At 44.8% G+C, this 21266-nt stretch carries 20 protein-coding genes, 1 tRNA gene, 1 rRNA gene, 1 other RNA gene and 1 other annotated feature; of the genes, 4 read left to right on the forward strand and 19 right to left on the reverse strand.

All coding sequences use genetic code 11. The features are described from left to right. Window positions 1-300: 300 nt before the first annotated feature. The 6 genes from HDC33_RS16200 to ffs form a co-directional block, all read right to left on the reverse strand. The gene (locus HDC33_RS16200; RefSeq protein WP_370457497.1) at window positions 301-564 is read right to left on the reverse strand and encodes a pro-sigmaK processing inhibitor BofA family protein; all 264 of its coding nucleotides are present in this window, start codon (window positions 562-564) and stop codon (window positions 301-303) included. A 55-nt stretch (window positions 565-619) separates the two neighbouring features. Further along, entirely contained in the window at window positions 620-832 is a 213-nt protein-coding gene (locus HDC33_RS16205; RefSeq protein ID WP_370457498.1) for a YaaL family protein, read from the reverse strand. Between the two features lie 12 nt (window positions 833-844). Beyond that, a complete protein-coding gene (gene recR / locus HDC33_RS16210) occupies window positions 845-1441 on the reverse strand; it encodes a recombination mediator RecR (RefSeq protein WP_179393616.1) in 597 nt (198 codons plus the stop codon). An 11-nt stretch (window positions 1442-1452) separates the two neighbouring features. Then, window positions 1453-1773 carry a YbaB/EbfC family nucleoid-associated protein gene (locus HDC33_RS16215; RefSeq protein ID WP_179393617.1) on the reverse strand — a complete coding sequence of 107 codons (321 nt, stop codon included), beginning with the start codon at window positions 1771-1773 and terminating at the stop codon, window positions 1453-1455. Between the two features lie 21 nt (window positions 1774-1794). Continuing rightward, on the reverse strand, window positions 1795-3555 hold the full coding sequence (dnaX, locus tag HDC33_RS16220; protein WP_179393618.1) for a DNA polymerase III subunit gamma/tau: 1761 nt from the start codon (window positions 3553-3555) through the stop codon (window positions 1795-1797). A 165-nt stretch (window positions 3556-3720) separates the two neighbouring features. Beyond that, an RNA gene (gene ffs / locus HDC33_RS16225) (signal recognition particle sRNA large type) lies at window positions 3721-3987 on the reverse strand. A gap of 117 nt (window positions 3988-4104) precedes the next feature. On the opposite strand from ffs, the gene HDC33_RS16230 reads away from it, so the two are divergent. After that, window positions 4105-4197: transfer RNA gene (locus HDC33_RS16230), tRNA-Ser, on the forward strand. Between the two features lie 129 nt (window positions 4198-4326). Here HDC33_RS16230 and thrB read toward each other — a convergent pair. The 3 genes from thrB to HDC33_RS16245 are packed head-to-tail and all read right to left on the reverse strand — an operon-like array spanning window position 4327 to window position 7573. Continuing rightward, on the reverse strand, window positions 4327-5220 hold the full coding sequence (gene thrB, locus HDC33_RS16235; RefSeq protein WP_179393619.1) for a homoserine kinase: 894 nt from the start codon (window positions 5218-5220) through the stop codon (window positions 4327-4329). Next, a complete protein-coding gene (thrC, locus tag HDC33_RS16240) occupies window positions 5220-6278 on the reverse strand; it encodes a threonine synthase (RefSeq protein WP_179393620.1) in 1059 nt (352 codons plus the stop codon). The genes thrB and thrC overlap by 1 nt, the downstream gene beginning before the upstream one ends. Beyond that, window positions 6278-7573 carry a homoserine dehydrogenase gene (locus HDC33_RS16245; RefSeq protein WP_179393621.1) on the reverse strand — a complete coding sequence of 432 codons (1296 nt, stop codon included), beginning with the start codon at window positions 7571-7573 and terminating at the stop codon, window positions 6278-6280. The genes thrC and HDC33_RS16245 overlap by 1 nt, the downstream gene beginning before the upstream one ends. Before the next feature lie 156 nt (window positions 7574-7729). On the opposite strand from HDC33_RS16245, the gene HDC33_RS16250 reads away from it, so the two are divergent. After that, window positions 7730-9103 carry an aspartate kinase gene (locus tag HDC33_RS16250; RefSeq protein WP_179393622.1) on the forward strand — a complete coding sequence of 458 codons (1374 nt, stop codon included), beginning with the start codon at window positions 7730-7732 and terminating at the stop codon, window positions 9101-9103. 130 nt (window positions 9104-9233) lie between these two features. Here HDC33_RS16250 and HDC33_RS16255 read toward each other — a convergent pair whose 3' ends face one another. From HDC33_RS16255 to HDC33_RS16265, 3 genes are all read right to left on the reverse strand, one after another. Continuing rightward, window positions 9234-9737 carry an acetylglutamate kinase gene (locus HDC33_RS16255; RefSeq protein WP_255457476.1) on the reverse strand — a complete coding sequence of 168 codons (504 nt, stop codon included), beginning with the start codon at window positions 9735-9737 and terminating at the stop codon, window positions 9234-9236. A 411-nt stretch (window positions 9738-10148) separates the two neighbouring features. Next, the gene (locus HDC33_RS16260) at window positions 10149-10817 is read right to left on the reverse strand and encodes a deoxynucleoside kinase (protein ID WP_179393624.1); all 669 of its coding nucleotides are present in this window, start codon (window positions 10815-10817) and stop codon (window positions 10149-10151) included. After that, a complete protein-coding gene (locus tag HDC33_RS16265) occupies window positions 10804-11451 on the reverse strand; it encodes a deoxynucleoside kinase (protein WP_179393625.1) in 648 nt (215 codons plus the stop codon). The genes HDC33_RS16260 and HDC33_RS16265 overlap by 14 nt, the downstream gene beginning before the upstream one ends. Before the next feature lie 339 nt (window positions 11452-11790). On the opposite strand from HDC33_RS16265, the gene tadA reads away from it, so the two are divergent. Then, window positions 11791-12294 carry a tRNA adenosine(34) deaminase TadA gene (gene tadA / locus HDC33_RS16270; protein ID WP_179393626.1) on the forward strand — a complete coding sequence of 168 codons (504 nt, stop codon included), beginning with the start codon at window positions 11791-11793 and terminating at the stop codon, window positions 12292-12294. 21 nt (window positions 12295-12315) lie between these two features. On the opposite strand, the gene serS is transcribed toward tadA, so the two are convergent. The 3 genes from serS to pdxS form a co-directional block, all read right to left on the reverse strand. Beyond that, window positions 12316-13593 carry a serine--tRNA ligase gene (gene serS / locus HDC33_RS16275; protein WP_179393627.1) on the reverse strand — a complete coding sequence of 426 codons (1278 nt, stop codon included), beginning with the start codon at window positions 13591-13593 and terminating at the stop codon, window positions 12316-12318. A gap of 179 nt (window positions 13594-13772) precedes the next feature. Further along, window positions 13773-13988, reverse strand: a binding site (T-box leader). 82 nt (window positions 13989-14070) lie between these two features. Continuing rightward, a complete protein-coding gene (locus HDC33_RS16280) occupies window positions 14071-14643 on the reverse strand; it encodes an NUDIX hydrolase (protein WP_179393628.1) in 573 nt (190 codons plus the stop codon). 345 nt (window positions 14644-14988) lie between these two features. After that, a complete protein-coding gene (pdxS, locus tag HDC33_RS16285; protein ID WP_179393629.1) occupies window positions 14989-15834 on the reverse strand; it encodes a pyridoxal 5'-phosphate synthase lyase subunit PdxS in 846 nt (281 codons plus the stop codon). 100 nt (window positions 15835-15934) lie between these two features. Between pdxS and pdxR the strand changes: the two genes are divergently transcribed. Further along, complete coding sequence (gene pdxR / locus HDC33_RS16290) at window positions 15935-17350, forward strand: MocR-like pyridoxine biosynthesis transcription factor PdxR (RefSeq protein ID WP_179393633.1); 1416 nt, start codon at window positions 15935-15937, stop codon at window positions 17348-17350. Window positions 17351-17369: 19 nt separating this feature from the next. Here pdxR and HDC33_RS16295 read toward each other — a convergent pair whose 3' ends face one another. The 4 genes from HDC33_RS16295 to rrf form a co-directional block, all read right to left on the reverse strand. After that, on the reverse strand, window positions 17370-18713 hold the full coding sequence (locus tag HDC33_RS16295; RefSeq protein WP_370457499.1) for a serine hydrolase: 1344 nt from the start codon (window positions 18711-18713) through the stop codon (window positions 17370-17372). Window positions 18714-18892: 179 nt separating this feature from the next. Further along, window positions 18893-20356, reverse strand: a complete 1464-nt coding sequence (guaB, locus tag HDC33_RS16300) for an IMP dehydrogenase (RefSeq protein ID WP_179393630.1) — start codon at window positions 20354-20356, stop codon at window positions 18893-18895. A gap of 103 nt (window positions 20357-20459) precedes the next feature. Beyond that, window positions 20460-20939, reverse strand: coding sequence for a glutathione peroxidase (locus tag HDC33_RS16305; protein ID WP_179393631.1), 480 nt, complete (start codon window positions 20937-20939; stop codon window positions 20460-20462). Window positions 20940-21173: 234 nt separating this feature from the next. Further along, a 5S ribosomal RNA gene (gene rrf, locus HDC33_RS16310) occupies window positions 21174-21266 on the reverse strand; the annotation flags it as partial.

The raw sequence follows: 21266 nt of genomic DNA on the forward strand, positions 1-21266 counted from the left end.
TTTTCCATAAAGAAAATGAATAGCTCATTTCTTGCTGACTGGAGAGGAATAGAATTCCTCCCCTGAATCCGAAGATTCGATTGTGTTTCTTTTCGCCTGACAGAAGTCAGCTTACTAGGAAACGTTTTGCTCAAGTGCGTTAGCACTCTCGCTGTATTTCATTGACGTTTTGCTGTTCAGTTTTCAAGGTTCATTTGAAAAGAAACGATGTTGCGTTTCTCGATGTTTCGTCTGCCTCACTGGCGACATACATAAGATTACTACGTCTCCAACCAGATGTCAACACTTTATAACAACTTTTTATAAAAATACTGCAAAAGTGCATAGCGCAGCGATTCCTGGTATCCCTAAAACCGCAAGCAATAATCCAGAAGTAATATTTACGGGCACATAAATCCCGAAGAACCCCCCCGCAACGTTCATTGCAAATAGAACGAGGAATGCGAATGCTATCCGAAACCAATACACCGATAAACGCTCAAATGCTTTCTGAATGTGTTTCTTGTCCATCACCACTAATAGAAGAAGAATTAAACCGACAGCGATAATACTGATAACCTTCACGGGAAACACCCCTTTTAACAGAATGGTCCATTGTATGCGATCCCGTGAAAATATATCAATTATTCCCCAAACGTCTTGCTTTCGCTTCTTTATATAAGTAAAAGTGTTTACTCTCGGCGATTTTCCTTCTGATAATCACTTCTTCATCGTAATCATTGAGATATCTCTCGATCCCTCGCGCCTGTTCCCATTCTTCTTTTGTTTCTATCATTAATGAACGGAGCTGCTCATCAAATTCTTTTTTCAACTTGCTCTTTCGTCCAAACACCAAAGCGGCCCCCTATAACTCTCGACGGCCTTCCAGTGCCTTCGATAATGTCACTTCATCTGCGTATTCAAGATCGCCGCCGACTGGAAGTCCATGTGCAATCCTCGTTGTTTTTATCCCCGATGGTCTCACAAGCCTGGAAATGTACATTGCGGTCGCTTCTCCTTCTATTGTAGGGTTCGTGGCCAAAATCAACTCTTCGACCTCTTCATCCTGCAACCGGACTAGCAATGAAGGAACGTTAATATCTTCCGGGCCTATCCCCTCCATCGGAGATATCGCGCCATGCAGAACGTGATAACGTCCTTTGAAGTCCCTCATTTTCTCCATCGCAATGACGTCTTTGGGGTCTTGAACGACACAAATCATCGAACCGTCACGTTGAGTATCTTGGCAAATATGGCAGGGGTCAATATCTGTGATGTGTCCACATACTGAACAAAAGCGCAGGTTCCGTTTTGCGTCGACAAGCGCTTTCGCAAAATCCAACACGGTATCTTCCTTCATACTTAAGACAAAAAACGCCAGTCGACCCGCGGTTTTCGGGCCGATACCTGGCAATTTCATAAAACTATCCATCAGTTTTGATATTGGTTCAGGGTAATGCATTCATGTACCTCCTAGAACATCCCGGGCAGGTTCAATCCTTTTGTGAATTGACCCATCGTAGAGTTCGTTAATTCTTCCGCTTTTGTCATAGCATCATTAGTAGCAATGACAATGAGGTCTTGTAGCATTTCAACATCATCCGGGTCGACTACTGTCGGATCGACAATTACTTCAACGACTTGTTTATCTCCAGATACGATGACCTTCACCATTCCGCCACCAGCCGTACCTTCAAGACGCTTTTCTCCAAGCTCAGCTTGTGCCACAGCCATTTGTTTTTGCATTTTCTGCATTTGTTTCATCATGCCTTGCATATTTCCCATACCTTTCATGTTCATTTCCTCCTCTAATTTTTAATCGTCATGTACTTCTATGAAATCTTTACCGAAAATCTTTTCTGCCTCGGTTACAATCGGATCTGCGTTTTCCTGTTCAGCTTCCCTAACAAAGGAGAGCATTTCTTCAGCCGCAGAGTCTTCATCAGAGTCTAGCGGCTCTTGCTGTTTCGCGAGTCCGTTTTTTCGGATGAAGTCTTCCCTTACGCTCAACCAACCTTCTTCAGGAACATAAACGACTTCATACGCCTTCCCAGTGCGGGATCGTAGCGCATCCGACAGACCTGATCGCAGTGAAGGGTTTTCAGAAGCCATGAGGCAATGGATTTCATACTTGAATTTTAACACAAAAGCATTCTCTGATGCAGCGACCGGTTCTGTCTCTTCAAGAAGCGCGGCGTGTGATTTTTGCAATGTTTGCATCATACCCGCCCACTCTTCCCGGATTGTCTTGATATCCAGTTTTGTTGCGGCTTTCAATACCTCGTGGATCTTACCCGTAGGAATTTTGAAGGATTGCGATGATTTTGATGCGTTTTTCCGTGGTTGTAAGGATTGTTGGGCAACCGCTTGCGTGTTCATCCCGCCACTTGACACTTGCTGCTGCAGTTCCATTATTGTGCGTTCAAGGTCTGCCACCTTTTGTGTAAGGTTCGGATCCGTTGCATGATTGCCACCATACGCCTGTACAGGGCCCTCGAGATGAATCATTTTTAAAAAAGCGGACTCGATGTACACTTTCGCATGATTGGAAAACCGCATTTCCTGTTGTGTTTTTGCCAATATATCAATGAACGAATATAATGTATCCATTTCAAATCGTTGCGCCATTGCCACAAAACGCTCTTCGCCCGGTATGAGCTCTAGTAAACCTTTTAAATTTGGTGCAGTTCGCAGAAGTAGAAGGTCCCTGAAAAACGTAATTAGATCTTCTGCAAGTCTGGATATATCTTTCCCCTCCGCAATAAGCCGATCAAGCAATGTAAGTACCATGCCGGCATCCTTACCGAGCAACGCTTCCGCCAATTGATGAAAAATGTCTTCCCCTATCGAACCCGTTACAAGTAGCGCGTCTCCAGCCGTTATTTTTTCTCCGCTGAACGACACAACTTGATCGAGCATGCTGAGTGCATCCCGCATTCCGCCCGAGGCCGCCTGTGCAATCACTTTCAATGCACCTTCGTCAAAATCGATCCCCGCATCCGCAAGCACTGTTTTCATACGGCTCGTAATGTCGGCAGGCGTTATCGGTTTAAAATCGAAGCGCTGACACCTAGAAATGATGGTCAGCGGCAGCTTATGGGGTTCAGTCGTCGCTAAAATGAATACAACATGCGATGGGGGTTCCTCCAATGTTTTTAAAAGCGCATTGAAAGCTGAGTTTGATAACATGTGGACCTCATCGATGATATATACCTTGAAACGGGCATTCGAAGGGGCAAATCGCACTTTTTCAATAATGTCGCGCATTTCCTCAACGCGCGAATTTGAAGCAGCGTCAAATTCGATGACATCCGTATTCGACCCCTCTGTGATACTGAGACACATCGGACATTCATTGCACGGTTCTTTTGCCGGACCTTTTTCACAGTTTAACGCTTTCGCAAAAACTTTTGCGGCACTCGTCTTTCCAGTGCCTCGCGGACCCGAGAAAAGATAAGCATGTGTCGTCTTATTATGAAGGAGGGCGTTCTGAAGTGTCTGTTTCACATGTTGTTGCCCGGACATTTCAGCAAACGACTGAGGCCGGTACACACGATAAAAAGCTTGATACACCAACAGTTTCCTCTCCTTTTGACGCAATGCGCTAATGTTACCATTATAGCACATATATATATGTGAATCCTTTATTAGAGCAATAAGAAATTAGGAGGAATGACGCCCAATCCAGACAACAAAAAAACTCGCCCGAATAAACGGACGAGTCGAATTGTGAATTTAATGCCGTGCACCTTCCTTCGACAGCCGCACATAAGCGTTACTCCTGTCGCCAGCTCGGTCTAGGCGACCCCGCGGCACATGAGAAAGTCCACTTAATGCTGCTTCCTTCCGGACCTGACATGGTTCATGGGTTCCCATTGCGCGGGACCCAAACGTCAACACTGCGTGCAAGAGGCAGGCCCTACAATACGGACAGCCTCGGAAAGGGATTCAGTCTTGCTAGAGCGGATTGCAAGTTACAGGACACCGCTACCTCCCCACCTAGCACGGCATTACTAAGTATACATATTAACAGTGGAAAAATCAATCCAAAAACAAATTTCCTCTTTTTCAACGAAAACTGTTGACATGACATTTCAGACGTGATAAATTATGAATTGTTGATACGGAGGTATACCCAAGCCTGGCTGAAGGGATCGGTCTTGAAAACCGACAGGGGAGTCAAATCCCGCGGGGGTTCGAATCCCTCTACCTCCTCCATTTTTTCAACTACGCGCATATACTTGAACTCAAATTCGTTAGTTGTTAACGAATTTTTATTTTGATCAAATTCTCAAAACTTCAAGAAGCGGGGCCATATAAATGGCCCCGCTTCTTTTTTATATCATTTCAATTAATCACAGCACCTGTAATGGATGGCTTGACGGCGATGCAGTCATAGTAAGGGAACTCGGCCGACAAACGCTCTGCAAGCTCAGTCTCATCACCCGACTTCACAGCGATGAACAACGATGGACCTGCACCGCTGATTGTCATGCCATACGCATCGTTATCCCGGCAAACTTCACGAATCCGGTCAAACTCCGGAAATAGCCGCTTCCGGTAAGGTTCATGAAAGACATCTTTTTCCATCATCCGTCCCGCTGTTTTCCAATCGTTCTGGACAATCGCGGCCGCAAGCACATTTGCTGCCGCACTGCCGCACGTTGCCTCTGCATGTGAAAGCTGTTGAGGCAGAAGTCCTCTCGATGCTTCCGTAAGTAACGCTTCAGGCGGAACAAGAATTACAGCGCCCATGTTCGGTTTTTGAATATGAACAAGATCGATTTCATTACCATCAAAATAAGAAACCGTCACTCCGCCTAATAGTGCAGCCGATACATTATCCGCGTGCCCTTCATATTCACTTCCAAGAAACACTTTTTGTTTCGCGGTAAGATTCAATTCAAGTAGATGGTCTGCAATTTCAATCCCTGCCGCAATTGCCGTTGCACTGCTTCCAAGCCCTTTACCAAGTGGTATATCTGACCGGACAATTAGTTGCGAAACAGGAGCTGCACATCCATAACGCTTCGACACATCAGTAATGATTTTCACGATTAAATTATCGTCCGCGGTCGATAAACTTTCATAGCCTTCGTTTTCATATGTAACTGTCCAAACTTCCGCAGGTGATACATCTACCGTCATGTATAGATCGAGTGCAAGCCCGATACTATCGAAGCCTGGACCAAGGTTTGCCGTCGATGCGGGGACAATCACGGAAAAATCGGATTTTGGCATTACTTTTTCCCCGCTTTCAACCCGCTGAGAAACTCATCGAATTGTTCGCGTGACATCATCGGCTTCTCTTTGTTCACTTCAATCGCCGTATCGGGGTCTTTTAGTCCATTCCCCGTCAACACGGCAACTACAGTTGACCCTTTTTTCAGCGATCCATTCTCCACTTGCTTTTTAATACCGGCAATTGAAGCGCATGAGCCCGGTTCTGCAAAAACACCTTCTGAAGAAGCGATTAAACTGTATGCCTCCAAAATCTCTTCATCTGTTACAGCAAGAATCGTTCCATCCGATTCCGACAATGCATTGGTTGCCAGGTCCCAACTTGCAGGATTCCCGATTCGAATTGCTGTCGCAACCGTTTCCGGTTTTTCGAATACCCGATTATAAACGATTGGTGCAGCTCCATCAGCTTGTACCCCAAGAAGGGTAGGCAAAGCAGTTCCTTTTTTATCAGCATATTCTTTGAACCCTTTCCACGCCGCGGAAATATTGCCCGCATTCCCAACCGGAAGTACAAAAATGTCCGGTACCTTGCCAAGCTGCTCAATTGTCTCAAAAGCAATCGTCTTTTGACCTTCCAGACGGTGAGGGTTAACTGAGTTCACGAGTGCAACGTCGCCCTCGCCAGCTGCACGAACCATTGCCAATGCCTCATCAAAGTTCCCTTCGATTTCCACAATCTCCGCGCCATACATTTTTGCCTGGGCCAGCTTTCCTAAAGCAATTCTGCCTTCCGGAATAACAACGATTGTCCGCATACCTGCACGAGCTCCGTATGCCGCCGCCGACGCGGAAGTATTGCCTGTCGATGCACAAATAAGGACCTTTTTCCCTTCTTCTTTCGCTTTTGCAACCGCCATAACCATTCCGCGGTCTTTGAATGAGCCTGTCGGATTCGTTCCTTCCGTTTTCACGTATAGGTCGATTCCCCATTCTTTAGACAAGTTCTCCATATGGATGAGGGGTGTATTCCCTTCCTGTAACGTCAGTACAGGCGTGTTTTCCGTCACCGGCAACCATTCTTTATATTCCGCGATTAACCCATTCCATCTTTTCATCATTCTTCCCCCTCCACCCGGTAATGGCTAATTACTCCGATTACCTTTGGTGTTTCGTTCAATTCACTTACAATATCAAGATGCTGCTGACGCGAGATTTGATGCGTGATGAAAATCAAGTCGGCGTTGGCCTCTTTTTTATCGGAATGCTGGACGACTGTTGCCAAACTTGCACCGTGTTTGCTGTATATGGACGTCAAGTTTGTCAGAACACCGACCTCGTCTTTCACAAGAATACGATGGAAATACCGTGCGAACTTACTACTGTCATTTTTCACTTGCCTCTCATACTGCGGTGCGTGTAACCTTTTTCCATTTACACCAAGGAGCAGATTGCGACATGCCGCGATTATATCACCCGTTACAGATGTTGCTGTCGGCAGTGAGCCCGCCCCCGGTCCATAGAACATCGTCTCCCCGACGGCATCACCATATATATAAACCGCATTGAATTCATTGTTCACCGATGCCAGCGGGTGTGAATTCGGGAAAAACACAGGTTCCACGGCTACTTCAATGCCATCCTCATTCTTCTTGGCCGATCCCGCAAGCTTCACTGTATAGCCAAATTGCTCTGCTAGTTCCAGATCACCTTCTTGTATGTCCTTCAAGCCTCTTACAAATACATCTTCTAGACGAACCTCGGTGGAAAATGACAGTGACGCCAAAATGACCATTTTACGCGCCGCATCAATTCCATCAACATCCGCTGATGGGTCCGCTTCTGCAAAGCCAAGTTCCGTCGCTTCTGCCAAAGCATCTTCGTAGGACATCTTGTCATGTTTCATTTTCGTCAGAATGAAGTTCGTTGTTCCGTTCACAATACCTGTCAATGCTCTGATCCTGTCCGATGCGAGCCCATCTTCAAGTGTGCGGATCAACGGAATCCCGCCACCCACACTTGCTTCATAAAATAGATCACATCTATTTTCATCCGCAAGCTTTAACAATTCGGGTCCGGATTCAGCCATAACATCTTTATTTGCTGTTACGACCCCTTTTCCGGCACGGAGCGAGCGTTCAATCGCTTCTTTCGCTTCATGCGTTCCGCCCATCACTTCTACTATTAAATCAATAGATTGGTCACCAATCACTTCATCCAGATCCGATGTAAAGATATCTGAAGTAAGCGCTGTTTCCCGATCCTTAAATAAATTTTTCACTAGGACTTTTTTTATTTTCACAGTTGCGCCGAGTTTGTGTTGCAGGTCTTCTTGATGCTCCTGCAAAATTTTAGCCACTCCGCTGCCCACAACTCCGAACCCTAATAATCCAATGTTTATTTCATTTTTCATTTGACCATTCCTCCAACTGTATGTACACTATGAAAAAACAATTGTTCTTTACATAAGGACATTATAGTGAAATATTCGGTCAATTACAACCCTATTTGTGATAAAGTCATAGAATAGTTGAATTACCCCATTATATAAAGATTGGATTTGATGAAAATGAAAGTTTGTAAATTTGGTGGTACATCGGTCGCGTCTGCCGATCAAATAAAAAAAGTTGCAAAAATCGTTACAGCCGATCCCGCCCGTAAAATCATCGTTGTCTCGGCACCTGGGAAACGCTTTAGCTCTGACGATAAAGTAACGGACCTGCTAATTCAACTAGCCGAGAGCGCTCTTCGTGGCGATAGTACAGAACAACAACTGAAAGAAGTGGTCTCGCGTTACGAACAGATTGCTGCCGGCCTTGGTCTATCATTGGAAATCATAACCGTCATTGAAAAGGACTTGCGTAAACGTCTTGATAGCAACAAAAATGACCCCAGCCTATTCATGGACTGTTTGAAAGCTTCAGGAGAGGATAACAACGCGAAGCTGATTGCCGCTTATTTTACATACCTTGGAATAGATGCACAATACATTTGCCCGAAAGATGCCGGGCTGCTTGTCAATGAACGTCCGGAACGCGTACGCGCCCTGCCGGAAGGTGATGAACGCCTCTCTGAATTACGCGACAAACCAGGCATTGTTGTTTTTCCTGGGTTTTTCGGATTTACAAAAGACGGAACACTCCGTACATTCAACAGAGGAGGTTCGGATATTACGGGATCCCTGCTAGCAGCAGCGACGGAAGCTGATTTGTATGAAAATTTCACGGACGTCGATTCCGTCTTCGCCGCCAATCCGAATGTCGTCGACAACCCCGTCGGCATCGAAAAAATGACATACCGGGAAATGCGTGAGCTCTCCTATGCAGGATTTTCGGTGTTCCATGACGAAGCGCTGATGCCTGCATTCCGCCGCTCCGTTCCCGTGTGCATTAAAAACACGAATAACCCGGACGCTCCCGGGACGCTCATCGTCAATGAACGAAACTATTTTGCACAGCCGGTCATCGGTATTGCCGCGGACAGCGGATTCTCCACACTGTTCGTCGACAAATATCTAATGAACCAGGAAATCGGATTCGGCAGAAAGTTATTACAAATACTGGAAGAGGAGGGGATTTCGTTTGAACACACGCCTTCCGGTATTGATAACTTGTCCGTTATCATCCGCAGTAAATTTCTCACCGCGGATAAAGAAGCGCGCATCGTCCACCGGGTAAAAGAGGAATTGAAGGCAGATCACGTTCATATGCATTCCAATTATTCGATGATTGTCCTTGTAGGCGAAGGCATGCGGCATTCCACTGGGCTCGCTGCACGTGCTGCCACTGCAATCGCACGTACAGGTGCTAGCATACAGATGATCAATCAAGGTTCATCTGAAGTGAGTCTCGTCTTCGGCGTCCATAAAGCGGACGAAACGAAAATATTAAAGGAACTGTACGCTGAATTTTTTCTTAAATCCGCTATGCTTTCCCATAACTAAGAAACGCACCAGGCGCCGTCCAGACCCAAAGGGTTGGCGCCTGGTGCGAAACACTATTCCATGTTGGAAGGCTTATATTTATCTTGTTAAAAACCGGCTCACCCCCTTATTGGAGCGGGTGCCGGTTTTCTTAACATGAGGGAATGAACATAGCTGGAAATTGCATAACAATCGCCTCCGCTATCATATCCGACATTTCCAAAGCTTGCGCCTCGATTTTATCGAATACTTCTATATCCTCTTTAAATTTTTTCTGAATCATATAAACTGCTTCAAGTTTCGTTAGGGCCAAATGCGTATAAAGCATTTTCCTCACTTCTTCTTTTACTGCATACGGGTTGATACTACTTAAAAATTTGGCAATATCGTCTGCATTCCTATACCATTGTTTCTCTGCCTCCGCCGCCTTCTTCGCATCCCCTTTTGTAGCCGCCGTCACCAATTCTGCGGCTAACACCAAATGTTCCTTAATAAGCACTGCGTACCTATCCGCTAGTCTATCTCCATAAAAAGGCCGTAAGCAATTACCTAAATCCGTTGCGTTTCTTAAAAGCCGTTCTTGGACAAACTGCAGATCCGGCAAACCGAATACGATGCTAATGATTGTCATCCTCGTCCAGTTCACGTGTTCCATCCAAAGAAGTCGGTTCATACTTATAAAGTCGAACTCTGCCTTGCTTATGCAACACCTGCCATACAGGTCGTTCTGGTTATTCAGTATATACCTGACAGGTGCCGTATACTTCGAATAGGGACCTAGATAGCCCGAGTTAACCGACCCGTGGGAATTAGAAGAAAGCTTATCCGAATTAGGGTACACTTAATCACTCCTTTACTCCATAGTTTCATTCACATGAACTGATGAGGAAATTGCTTAATGATTGCATTTGTTAACATATCAGCGATTACCAAAGCATAACTGGATTCATTCCCCTTCACTCCTAAATCAGCCGTAGGCGTAAACACTACATCCTATTCCAATGAAATGGTTATTGTGAAATGAAAAAAGCAGCCTATGTCAACGGCTGCTTTCTTGTGACTTATTTCATTTCTTCAATAGTGACGTCTGCTTCAGGGAATGCCCTATTTTCTCAACAACCATTTCCACTTCCTGCGGATTAGTGAGAAGGTCATAATCATTAATATCAAGACGCAATACTGGACATGCATTGAAGGAATTGATCCAATTCTCATAGCGCATGTGCATCTCTTCCCAGTATGCAACGGGTGTCTCTTGTTCCATCACACGGCCGCGCTCTTTCACACGTGAAATGATACCATCAAGAGGTCCTTCGAGGTAAATAAGCAAATCTGGATGCGGGAAGTATGGTGTCATAACCATCGCTTCGAACAGATTCGTATACGTATCGTAATCGACGGGATTCATCGTTCCTTTATCCACATGCATTTTTGCAAAAATTCCTGTATCTTCATAAATTGAACGGTCTTGGATAAAACCGCCGCCATATTCAAAAATACGTTTCTGCTCCTTAAACCGTTCTGCCAAGAAATAAATTTGCAAATGGAAACTCCATTTTTCAAAGTCCTTGTAAAAAAGGTCCAGATACGGATTCTGTTCCACATTTTCAAATGACGTTCTAAAGTGGAGCGCATCTGAAAGTGCCTGTGTCATAGTTGACTTGCCAACACCGACAGTACCCGCAATTGTAATGACGGCATTTTGAGGGATGCCGTATTTTTCACGTAAGTTCATTAAAAGTAACTCCTTTTCGTATCGTTGCGTCGACTGTATTTAAAATGAATTGAAGATCCTTTTCATTGTTGACGAAATCAAGATCATCCCCATTGAACCGAAGTACGGGGATTTCAGGATGTGCCGTTTCAAAATACGTGATGAACGTTTCGTAATCTTCCACAAGCTGCTGTAAATAAGCGGAATCCATGTTCTTCTCAAAATCACGCCCGCGCAAAGATATGCGCTTCATGAGCGTCTCCAAACTTGCATGGAGATAGACGATGACGTTTGGAACGGGCATATCCTTTGTCAAAATCTTATAGATTTCCTCGTACTTCACATACTCTTCAGGACGCAGTGTCCGTTTTGCGAAAATAAGATTCTTAAATATATGATAATCGGCAACGACCGGTTTCTGTTCGATTAGAATTTCAGTTTTAGTATCGCTGAGCTGTTTATAGCGATTACAAAGGAAAAACATTTCGGTCTGGAAGCTCCATTCCTCGATGTTGTCGTAAAATTTATTTAAAAAAGGATTTTCATCCACGATTTCTTTCAGCTCATGGAATTGCTGTGTGTCCGCGATTGCTTTGGAAAGTGACGTTTTTCCAACTCCAATCGGACCTTCGACCGTTATGAACGGAACAGACATCAGAAATCCTCCTTCATGTTGTCATTATATAGTGCTCTTTATTTTATCACACGCCTGAAATGAAAAACAGCTCCCATTCAATGTTTCACAGTCTCCAACATTCAGATTTTTTCCACGTGGAACAATCGAAAAGCGGAAACGGCCGTTTAGACGCGACAGGCGTAAGACGGAACGGCGAAGCGGTGCTCTTGCCGCGCAACCGAGCCGGCTTATGACCCGAGTGTCTGGCCGTTGGAGCTGGACAATTTACAAGGCGGAAAGCGCTGTTTACCCCTGACCCGAAGAACACTCATCATTCCCCACATTAAAGTGCTACAATATCTCCAAGGAGAGATGACTTTGGATACTTTTAATAAAGACCGGCTATATATGCAGATGGCTATCGACGAAGCAATGAAGGCACAGGCGCTCGGCGAAGTGCCTATCGGTGCGATTATTGTTCATAATGAAAAAGTAATTGCACGCGCGCATAATTTACGGGAAACTACCCAAAATGCCGTCACTCATGCAGAGTTGTCCGCCATTCAAGATGCATGTCGGGAAATGGGCAGCTGGAGGCTTGAAGATACGACGTTGTATGTAACCCTTGAGCCATGCCCGATGTGCGCAGGCGCTATTTTACAGTCAAGGATTCCGCGCGTTGTATATGGCGCTCTGGACCCGAAAGGCGGTTGCGTCGACTCGTTATATCGATTATTGAATGATCCGCGGTTTAATCATGAATGCGATGTGATTGAAGGCGTGCTGGCGGATGAATGCGGGGAGATGCTGACAGCATTTTTTAGAGCGATACGTGAACGGAAAAAGAAAGCAAAAAAAGAAATCGTGCAGGACGTCGAATGACGCCTTGCACGATTTTCGTTTTTACAAAGTAATGACTTCTTTTCCACCCATATACGGACGAAGAACTTCAGGAATGACGACTGAACCGTCTTCCTGCTGATAATTTTCCAGAATTGCTGCGACAGTACGGCCGACTGCCAGGCCACTTCCGTTCAGTGTATGAACGTACTCGGGTTTTGCGCCTGCTTCACGGCGGAAACGGATATTTGCACGACGCGCCTGGAAATCTTCAAAGTTTGAACAAGAAGAAATTTCACGGTACATTTTTTGTGTCGGAATCCATACTTCAAGATCATATTTCTTCGCTGCAGTGAAACCCAGATCCGCGGTACACATTTTCAGCGCACGGTATGGCAATTTCAACAACTGCAATACTTTTTCCGCATGCCCTGTCAGTTTTTCGAGTTCATCATAAGAATCTTCCGGTTTCACGAAACGGACAAGCTCGACTTTGTTGAACTGATGCTGACGAATTAACCCTCGCGTATCTCGTCCCGCAGACCCCGCTTCTGAACGGAAATTTGTACTATATGCCGCAAATGCTACAGGTAATTGAGCAACATTCAGGATTTCATCGCGGTGGAAGTTCGTTACAGGCACTTCAGATGTCGGGATGAGGAAGTAATCTTCTTCGTTAACTAAAAACGCATCTTCCTCGAACTTCGGCAACTGGCCTGTCCCTGTCAAACTCGTACGGTTTACCAAGTACGGCGGCAGCATTTCTTCATAGCCATGTTCTTCAATATGAAGATCAAGCATGAAGTTGATCAATGCGCGCTCTAGGCGTGCACCAAGTCCACGGTAGAAAACAAAACGGCTTCCCGTCACTTTTGCGGCTCGTTCGAAGTCCAGGAGATGTAAATCCGTTCCTAAATCCCAATGCGGTTTAGGTTCAAATCCAAATTCAGGCTTCTCTCCCCACGCTCGAACTTCAACGTTGTCGTCTTCGCTATCACCGACCGGAACGCTGTCATGTGGAACATTCGGAATACGCATCATGATATAGTTCAGCTCTTCTTCTACCGTATTCAATTCTTCGTCGAGTTTTTTAATCTCATCCCCGACTTGACGCGTTCGTGCAATAACGTCATCAGCATTTTCCTTGTTGCGCTTCATTTCAGCGACCTTTTGGGATACTTCATTACGCTCCGCTTTCAAGACTTCAACTTTTGCAATCAATTCTCTGCGCTTGTCATCGAGATCTTGGAACTTGTCGAGCTGAGAAATATCCTCCCCACGTTTAGAGAGCTTCTCTTTTACTTCATCAAAATTAGCACGGACTCTTTTAATATCCAGCATGGTTGATTCCTCCTTAAATTTTGGACGATAACGGACAGTAGACAACAAAGAAAAGAGTAAGCGACAGGCATAAGGCGACCTGGCGAAGAGCCGCATTTTATTGCACAGCCGGGACGTTTTGCGGAACCGAGTACCTAGTCGCTGAAGCTGGACAATAAAAAAAGCCCTCCATCCCCTATAAAAGGGACGAGAACTACCCGCGTTGCCACCCAAATTGACTGGACAACCACGTCCAATCCACTCCATTGAAATAACGGTTCAACTGCCGGCTCAGGCCTACTAATTGTTCAGCCCGGCTACTCAGGGACGGATTCGCAAGTGTCTTTACCGGCTCGCACCATCCGCCGGCTCTCTTAAAAAGCGTTCTCGCTACTGCTTCCCATCATCGTCTCATGTTTGAAATTAGTATTACTTTACTACAAGCCTGATTTTTTGGCAAGCCTTTCGGCAAAAATATGTAACCGCTTTCCTCTGTAATCATCTCATGAATAATGCAACTTGCTCAAAGTACATCCTTTCATGTGGAACAAAATCAGTAAGGCTGATTACTACCGTCGTCCCATCGTGGATATTACTGCAGGTAACTGTCAGGACCTCCGATAGGAAGAGTTGAATCAAGTCTCGCCGTTCCACGACATGGACGCTTTCCACTTCTTCCAGTTGCAAAGAAATATCGCTTGCCGCCAAAGTTGATTCATACAGAAAAACGTTCGCAAACTCACGGTCAATAAAGTTCAACAGCTCGATACTGTCCTGCACGACACCTTTCGAATGCAGCTTCGACAAATCTACATCAATACCTAGTTCCTCTTCCACTTCCCGGATACCGTCCGCTACAATTTCGGTCGATAGAATATGCCCCGCGGCAGTAATATCGAACAAACCAGGAAAATCCTTTTTCACGACACTTCTTTTTTGAATATAGACGAACTTTTCATCCAGTAGCCAGCAATGGAATGTTTCATGCCACAGACCTTCACGATGAACTTTTTCTCTACATTCATCTCTCAAATATGTATAGTTTGCATCAAACACTTTTAAGCGTTCCATACTAATCACCCCCTCTCAAGTATAATAAGACCATTCTCTTTTAACGAAGATGGTCTTCAAAAAGAATCCATCTCAACTACTCTCCGGGAACATTTGAAACCTGTAATAAGTTGGTTTTCTCTTTATTCACTAATTGAATCGTGTAGTGGTCGCTATGGCTCGTAGCCGAATCGGAATAAGCGGAATTCTTTATTTCAACATTTCTACTTAGACGCAAGGTATAAAAATCGGTCGCAATAAAGACTTTGAAAAACAAAAAAAGAAGAGGTAATATGCTCATACACTGAACATATTAACCCCTTCAATTTTATAGTACGGTTTAATTTCCGCTCTTTTTTTAATTAATCACCAACCGCGTACTGACATAAGCTCTTCCTCTTGAAGTGAACCAATTTCCAAGCCTTTCATCGGTTCGCCGATGTCTTTGGATAATTCGCCGATTAGATGATAGTCTTTGAAATTTTCCGTAGCTTTGACAATCGCACGTGCAAATTTCTCAGGATTTTCTGATTTGAAGATTCCCGAACCAACGAAGACGCCGTCTGCACCAAGCTCCATCATAAGTGCAGCATCTGCCGGTGTTGCCACGCCGCCTGCCGCATAGTTCGTCACGGGAAGACGTCCGTGTTTTTTGATTGCAAGAAGGATTTCATAAGGTGCACCAAGATTGCGTGCTTCCGTCATGATTTCGTCTTCATTCATATGAACCAGCCTGCTTACTTGTGCATTGACCATGCGCAAGTGACGTACCGCTTCAACGATGTTCCCCGTTCCCGGTTCTCCTTTTGTTCGAAGCATTTTAGCTCCTTCGCCAAGACGGCGTGCTGCTTCACCAAGATCACGCGCTCCACATACGAATGGTACATTATATGCACTTTTCAATAAATGGAATTCTTCATCTGCTGGTGTCAGTACTTCGCTTTCATCGATGTAATCAACACCAAGAGCTTCAAGTACACGTGCTTCGGAAATGTGTCCGATACGCGCCTTCGCCATGACTGGTATTGAAACAGCACCTTGAACATCTGTGATGATGCGCGGATCCGCCATTCGCGCCACACCGCCTGCTTTTCTTATATCGGAAGGGACACGCTCAAGTGCCATTACCGCGATTGCACCTGCCGCCTCCGCTATTTTTGCCTGCTCTGCATTAATGACATCCATGATGACGCCGCCGTATTTAAAATTCATATTACCTTCCCCCTTTTCTTATTGTTCAGTATAATAGATTATGACCTTATTGAAATACCCAGTTCCAATCAAGTTGAAGAGGTCAGAAGGAATGATAACTGTGGAAATGCTAGTAATTGAATTGAAGAAAAGTACAGATACCCCCTTATATGAACAAATTTACGACCAAATCAAGCGGGACATTACAGACGGTAAACTGCCCGTCGGCATGAAACTTCCTTCCAAACGAAAACTCGGCGATTTTCTGGACGTGAGCCAGACGACGATTGAACTTGCCTATGCACAACTAGCGGCGGAGGGATTCATTTCATCGAAACCGCGGAAAGGTTTTTATGTACAGGCGATTGAAGAACTTGCCTACGTCCAGCCGATGCAAGTATCAGGAAATACAGTGATTGAAAAAGTTGATGATATCGCCTTCGACTTTTCGCCTGGAAAAATCGACACGGAATCTTTTCCTTTCACGCAATGGAGGAAATATGCGAAGGATGTTATCGATGAATCTTCCAAGGATCTTCTTCTTCTCGGCCACCCTCATGGCGATTGGGAGCTCCGTCAAGAAATTGCACGTTATTTATATCATTCACGTGGCGTTGACTGTACACCGGAGCAGGTCATCATCGGTTCCGGCACTGAACAGCTTATGCCGCTAGTCATCCGGATTCTCGGTACGGAAGCGACATACGCAATTGAAGATCCCGGCTATCCGCTGACCCACCATGTTTTTTTTCACAACAATCGGGAAGCAATTCCAATTGCTGTCGATGAAGAAGGGATGGATGTGAGCTCACTGCAGAACTCAGGGGCATCCGTTGCCTACGTTACCCCCTCTCATCAATTCCCGACCGGCATTGTCCTCTCAGCAGCACGTAGGACCGCTTTGTTGAACTGGGCTTCGTCAGGTGACGAGCACTTTATTATTGAAGATGATTATGACAGTGAATTTCGTTATACGGGAAGAACAATTCCCTCTTTGCAAGGAATGGATAAAGGTGGAAATGTCATCTATTTGAGTACATTTTCGAAATCGCTCATGCCTTCACTCCGAATCGCCTATATGGTGCTTCCTCCATTGCTGCTCAACCGTTATGAAAAGGCGTTCATTCACTACTCCGCCACAGTGCCGCGTCTTGACCAGCATATTCTCGCCCGTTTCATGGCCGGAGGGCATTTTTCACGTCATTTGAATAGGATGCGGAAAATTTATCGACGCAGACTACAAGTGTTGACAGAGGAGCTTCTTTCCTATGCGCCATATGTTTCATTTTCCGGCGATGAAGCAGGCATGCACATTATCCTGACTATCCATACCGAAAGAGATGAAAGTTCTTTAACGGAAGCAGCCCGGAAAGCAGGCATCCGTGTTTATGGATTAAACGCTTATAGAACAGTTCCCATGGCAGGTGAACCATCGTTTCTTCTTGGATTCGGCGGTCTTTCCACACACGCCATCAAACAAGTGGTCGGGGACCTTATGGACGCTTGGACAATCAAAAAAGGCGAGAAATCCATTTAAGGATTCTTCGCCTTGTCTTTTATTTGAATAAACCTTTAACAAAACCGATTGCACTGTTCCAGATGCTTACAAAGAAGTCGCCGATTGCGCTCATCGTAAGCGCGAACCAGCCAGCCTTCTCAACTGCACCCTTCGTAACAACTTCAGCTCCCGGGTTTTCGGAATCAATGAAACCATAATCCGTTCCTTCTGTTTTCACGAGGTTGACGTGACCGACAACCGTCCCTTTTTTAACAGGTGCTTGAAGTGCGCCATCCTTCATTTTAGACTCATCAATAACAAGTTCCGGCACAAACAAATCCTTTTCGCTCGTCTTCACCATCATACGAATTGGTTCCTTTACCTCGACGGCGACGGTTTTCGCTTTCCCTTTGACGACGTCAAGCGTTTTTGTATCTTTGAATTGATAGCCTGCAGGAACGAATTCCACTTCGGAGAATTGGCCGAAACCGTAATCGAACAGCGCACGCGTCGCATCGAATCGAGCCTTGTACGAACCGACTCCTTTTGCATCTACAGCTTTCATAACAACAGCGATCACCCGTTTACCGTCGCGTGTTGCCGTACCGGTGAAACAGTGTCCAGCAAAGTCAGTCGTACCTGTCTTCAGACCGTCAACACCTTCATATTCATAGACAAACCCTGGAAGCATGAAGTTCCAGTTGTCCATTTTAATTGCGTCAGATGTACCTTCACGGAAGATTTTCGAATTGATTTTTGTCGTGTCCAACACTTCCGGGTAATCTTTTAGCAATTGATAGGCAAGTTTTGCAACAGACTTCGCCGGCATGACGTTTTCATCTTTTTCACCTGTTCCTTGCGGATGCATCCCTTGAAGATCCATATTATTCAAGCCAGTTGAATTGACGAATTTATAATCTTTCAATCCGAGTTCTTCGGCTTTTGCATTCATCAGCTTCAAAAACTCAGTTTCCGTACCCGCTATCGTTTCGGCAATAGCAATTGTCGCTGCATTCGCAGAATAAATAGCTACCGCTTCATACAGCTCACGAATTGTATAGGTACCATCTTTTCGCAGTGGAACATTACTTAGACGGCGATCCTGTGAAACGGCATATGTATAATCGTTCACTTTATATTCTTGATCCCAACTTATAGTACCTTCTTTAATTGCCTCGAAAAGAATATACTCAGTCATCATCTTTGTCATACTTGCAATGCCTAGTGACTTATCTGCATTTTCCTCATATAATATTTTTCCACTCTCAGCGTCAATTAATATTGCACCGTCGACATTAATGCCGAGTGTTGATGCGGCATGAGCCGGAACCGTGCCCATTGTCATTAGTAGTAGTAGCGGCATTAATAGGAATGCCACATATTTCCTCAATTTTCGTTTCACCGTAATACCTCCGTCATTGCTATTTCTCCACAATCATTTTATCATATTTCTGCTACTACATGGGGACTAAACAAAAAAAACACCTTTCCGCTCGTATATAGACGAAGGAAAGGTGCATAAGTTCCTTTAATTACAATTCGACTTTCTATTGAAAATGAATCTGGAAATAAAGTCTCTCATCAAAGTGAATAGTTTGGAGCTTCTTTTGTAATTTGGACTTGATGTGGATGACTTTCACGCAATCCCGCACCAGTCATGCGGATGAACTGTGCTTTTTCACGCAGATCATCTAAATCTTTAGTGCCGCAATACCCCATACCGGCACGAATCCCGCCGATTAATTGGTGGATTGTATCTGAAAGTGAACCTTTATACGGCATGCGCCCTTCAATTCCTTCCGGCACTAGCTTTTTCGCATCGTCTTGGAAGTAGCGGTCTTTCGATCCATGTTCCATAGCAGATATGGATCCCATACCACGATACACTTTAAAACGGCGTCCTTGGAAAATCTCGGAATCCCCAGGGCTTTCCGTGGTACCCGCAAGAAGACTTCCAAGCATAACTGCATGTCCGCCTGATGCTAGGGCTTTGACGATATCTCCCGAGTACTTGATCCCGCCATCTGCAATAATCGTCTTGCCTTGCTTGCGTGCTTCAGTAGCGCAATCATAGATTGCCGTAATTTGTGGAACACCGACACCTGCAACGACACGTGTCGTACAGATTGATCCTGGTCCAATGCCAACCTTTACGACGTCAGCGCCCGCTTCGTAGAGTGCACGCGTGGCTTCTGCAGTCGCGACATTCCCAGCAATGATTTCAAGATCCGGATACTGTTGTCTAATCTGTGCTACGACATCCAAGACCCCTTTGGAATGACCATGCGCGGTATCGATAACGATGACGTCAACTTCAGCATTCACCAGTTTCTCTACACGAACCATTGTGTCTGTCGTCACACCGACGGCAGCACCGACGAGCAGACGTCCTTGCTTATCTTTTGCTGCATTCGGGAATTCAATTACTTTTTCAATATCCTTGATAGTGATCAAACCTTTAAGGATACCGTCTTCATCGACAATAGGAAGTTTCTCGATTTTATACTTTTGTAAGATTTTTTCTGCATCTTCCAATGTTGTACCGACAGGAGCCGTCACAAGATTTTCTTTCGTCATGACATCATCGATGATAAGTGAATAATCTTGGATGAAACGAAGATCCCGGTTTGTCAGGATACCGACAAGTTTCAACTCTTCATTATTATTCACAATCGGAACGCCGGAAATACGATATTTGCCCATTAAATGCTCAGCATCAAAGACCTGATGCTCAGGAGTCAGGAAAAACGGATTTGTAATAACACCATTTTCAGATCGTTTTACTGTGACAACCTGTTCAGCCTGCTCTTCGATGCTCATGTTCTTATGAATAATACCAAGCCCGCCTTGGCGCGCCATGGAGATTGCCATTTTTGCCTCAGTGACCGTATCCATTCCCGCACTGATAACCGGGATGTTCAACTTTATCTTTTCAGTTAAGTTCACGGACAGTGATACATCTTTAGGTAAAACTTCAGATGGTCCCGGTATGAGCAACACATCGTCGAACGTAAGCCCTTCACGCGCAAATTTTGATTCCCACATTCCAATATACCTCCTATTGGTTTCAATTGAATATTATTAAAAGACTATCAGCGGTCACAAAGACTGTCAAGGCAGTGTTAATAAGTAAAAATATTGCTATTATTCACTGAACAATTTGTTTGACTGATTTTTTCATTTTAACCGGCGAGGTTTGTGGAGCAAACCGTTCCACCACGTTCCCCTTGCGATCGATTAAAAACTTGGTGAAGTTCCACTTGATCCCCTCCGTTAGTATTCCCTTCTGTTGGGAAGCCAGATAGGTAAAAAGCGGCTCTATTTGCTTACCTTTTACGTCGACTTTTGCGAACATCGGAAAAGTTACACCGAAATTGATTTCACAGAATTCCATTGTCTTTTCAATATCGGCGAATTCTTGATCATTAAAATTGTCGGATGGAAAGCCGAGTACAACAAGTCCTTCCTCTTTATAGTCTTCATATAGCTCCTGTAATTCTTTAAACTGATTGGCAAAACCGCATTTACTAGCAGTATTTACGATAATTAATGGTTTACCTCTATATTCATCCAACGACTGGTTAATGCCATTTGCTTTTTTGACTGTAAACTCATAGATTGTTTCCATAGCATAATGTCCCCTTTAGTTTTGAATGTATGTATGTAAAGGGTATGCTGAATTAGGGGTAATTACAAGGAATGAGGATTGAAGGGATAGATATGAAAGCTACTTGTCTTGTATAAACTAGCGCCAAGAACTGAAGCAACCGATTTTAACTGCGCAATAAAAACTCGAAGCATCCATCAATTTAAAAGTGAACACAAAAAAAGCCATTACCTAATGGTAATGACCTTTCATCGTGCCCGGCGACGTCCTACTCTCACAGGGGGAAACCCCCAACTACCATCGGCGCTGAAGAGCTTAACTTCCGTGTTCGGTATGGGAACGGGTGTG

Origin of the sequence: Sporosarcina sp. JAI121, assembly GCF_013408665.1 — a bacterium.
Classification (GTDB): Bacteria; Bacillota; Bacilli; order Bacillales_A; family Planococcaceae; genus Sporosarcina.

What these genes read in the sequence shown, in the direction of transcription:
- thrC (WP_179393620.1), bottom strand. Translation starts at nt 6,278, where the DNA reads ATGAAAAGATGGAATGGGTTAATCGCGGAATATAAAGAATGGTTGCCG.
- HDC33_RS16260 (WP_179393624.1), bottom strand. Translation starts at nt 10,817, where the DNA reads ATGAACTTACGTGAAAAATACGGCATCCCTCAAAATGCCGTCATTACA.
- guaB (WP_179393630.1), bottom strand. Translation starts at nt 20,356, where the DNA reads ATGTGGGAATCAAAATTTGCGCGTGAAGGGCTTACGTTCGACGATGTG.
- HDC33_RS16250 (WP_179393622.1), top strand. Translation starts at nt 7,730, where the DNA reads ATGAAAGTTTGTAAATTTGGTGGTACATCGGTCGCGTCTGCCGATCAA.
- HDC33_RS16265 (WP_179393625.1), bottom strand. Translation starts at nt 11,451, where the DNA reads ATGTCTGTTCCGTTCATAACGGTCGAAGGTCCGATTGGAGTTGGAAAA.
- thrB (WP_179393619.1), bottom strand. Translation starts at nt 5,220, where the DNA reads ATGCCAAAATCCGATTTTTCCGTGATTGTCCCCGCATCGACGGCAAAC.
- serS (WP_179393627.1), bottom strand. Translation starts at nt 13,593, where the DNA reads ATGCTGGATATTAAAAGAGTCCGTGCTAATTTTGATGAAGTAAAAGAG.
- HDC33_RS16255 (WP_255457476.1), bottom strand. Translation starts at nt 9,737, where the DNA reads ATGGAACACGTGAACTGGACGAGGATGACAATCATTAGCATCGTATTC.
- HDC33_RS16280 (WP_179393628.1), bottom strand. Translation starts at nt 14,643, where the DNA reads ATGGAACGCTTAAAAGTGTTTGATGCAAACTATACATATTTGAGAGAT.
- recR (WP_179393616.1), bottom strand. Translation starts at nt 1,441, where the DNA reads ATGCATTACCCTGAACCAATATCAAAACTGATGGATAGTTTTATGAAA.
- HDC33_RS16245 (WP_179393621.1), bottom strand. Translation starts at nt 7,573, where the DNA reads ATGAAAAATGAAATAAACATTGGATTATTAGGGTTCGGAGTTGTGGGC.
- HDC33_RS16215 (WP_179393617.1), bottom strand. Translation starts at nt 1,773, where the DNA reads ATGAAAGGTATGGGAAATATGCAAGGCATGATGAAACAAATGCAGAAA.
- HDC33_RS16305 (WP_179393631.1), bottom strand. Translation starts at nt 20,939, where the DNA reads ATGGAAACAATCTATGAGTTTACAGTCAAAAAAGCAAATGGCATTAAC.
- pdxS (WP_179393629.1), bottom strand. Translation starts at nt 15,834, where the DNA reads ATGAATTTTAAATACGGCGGCGTCATCATGGATGTCATTAATGCAGAG.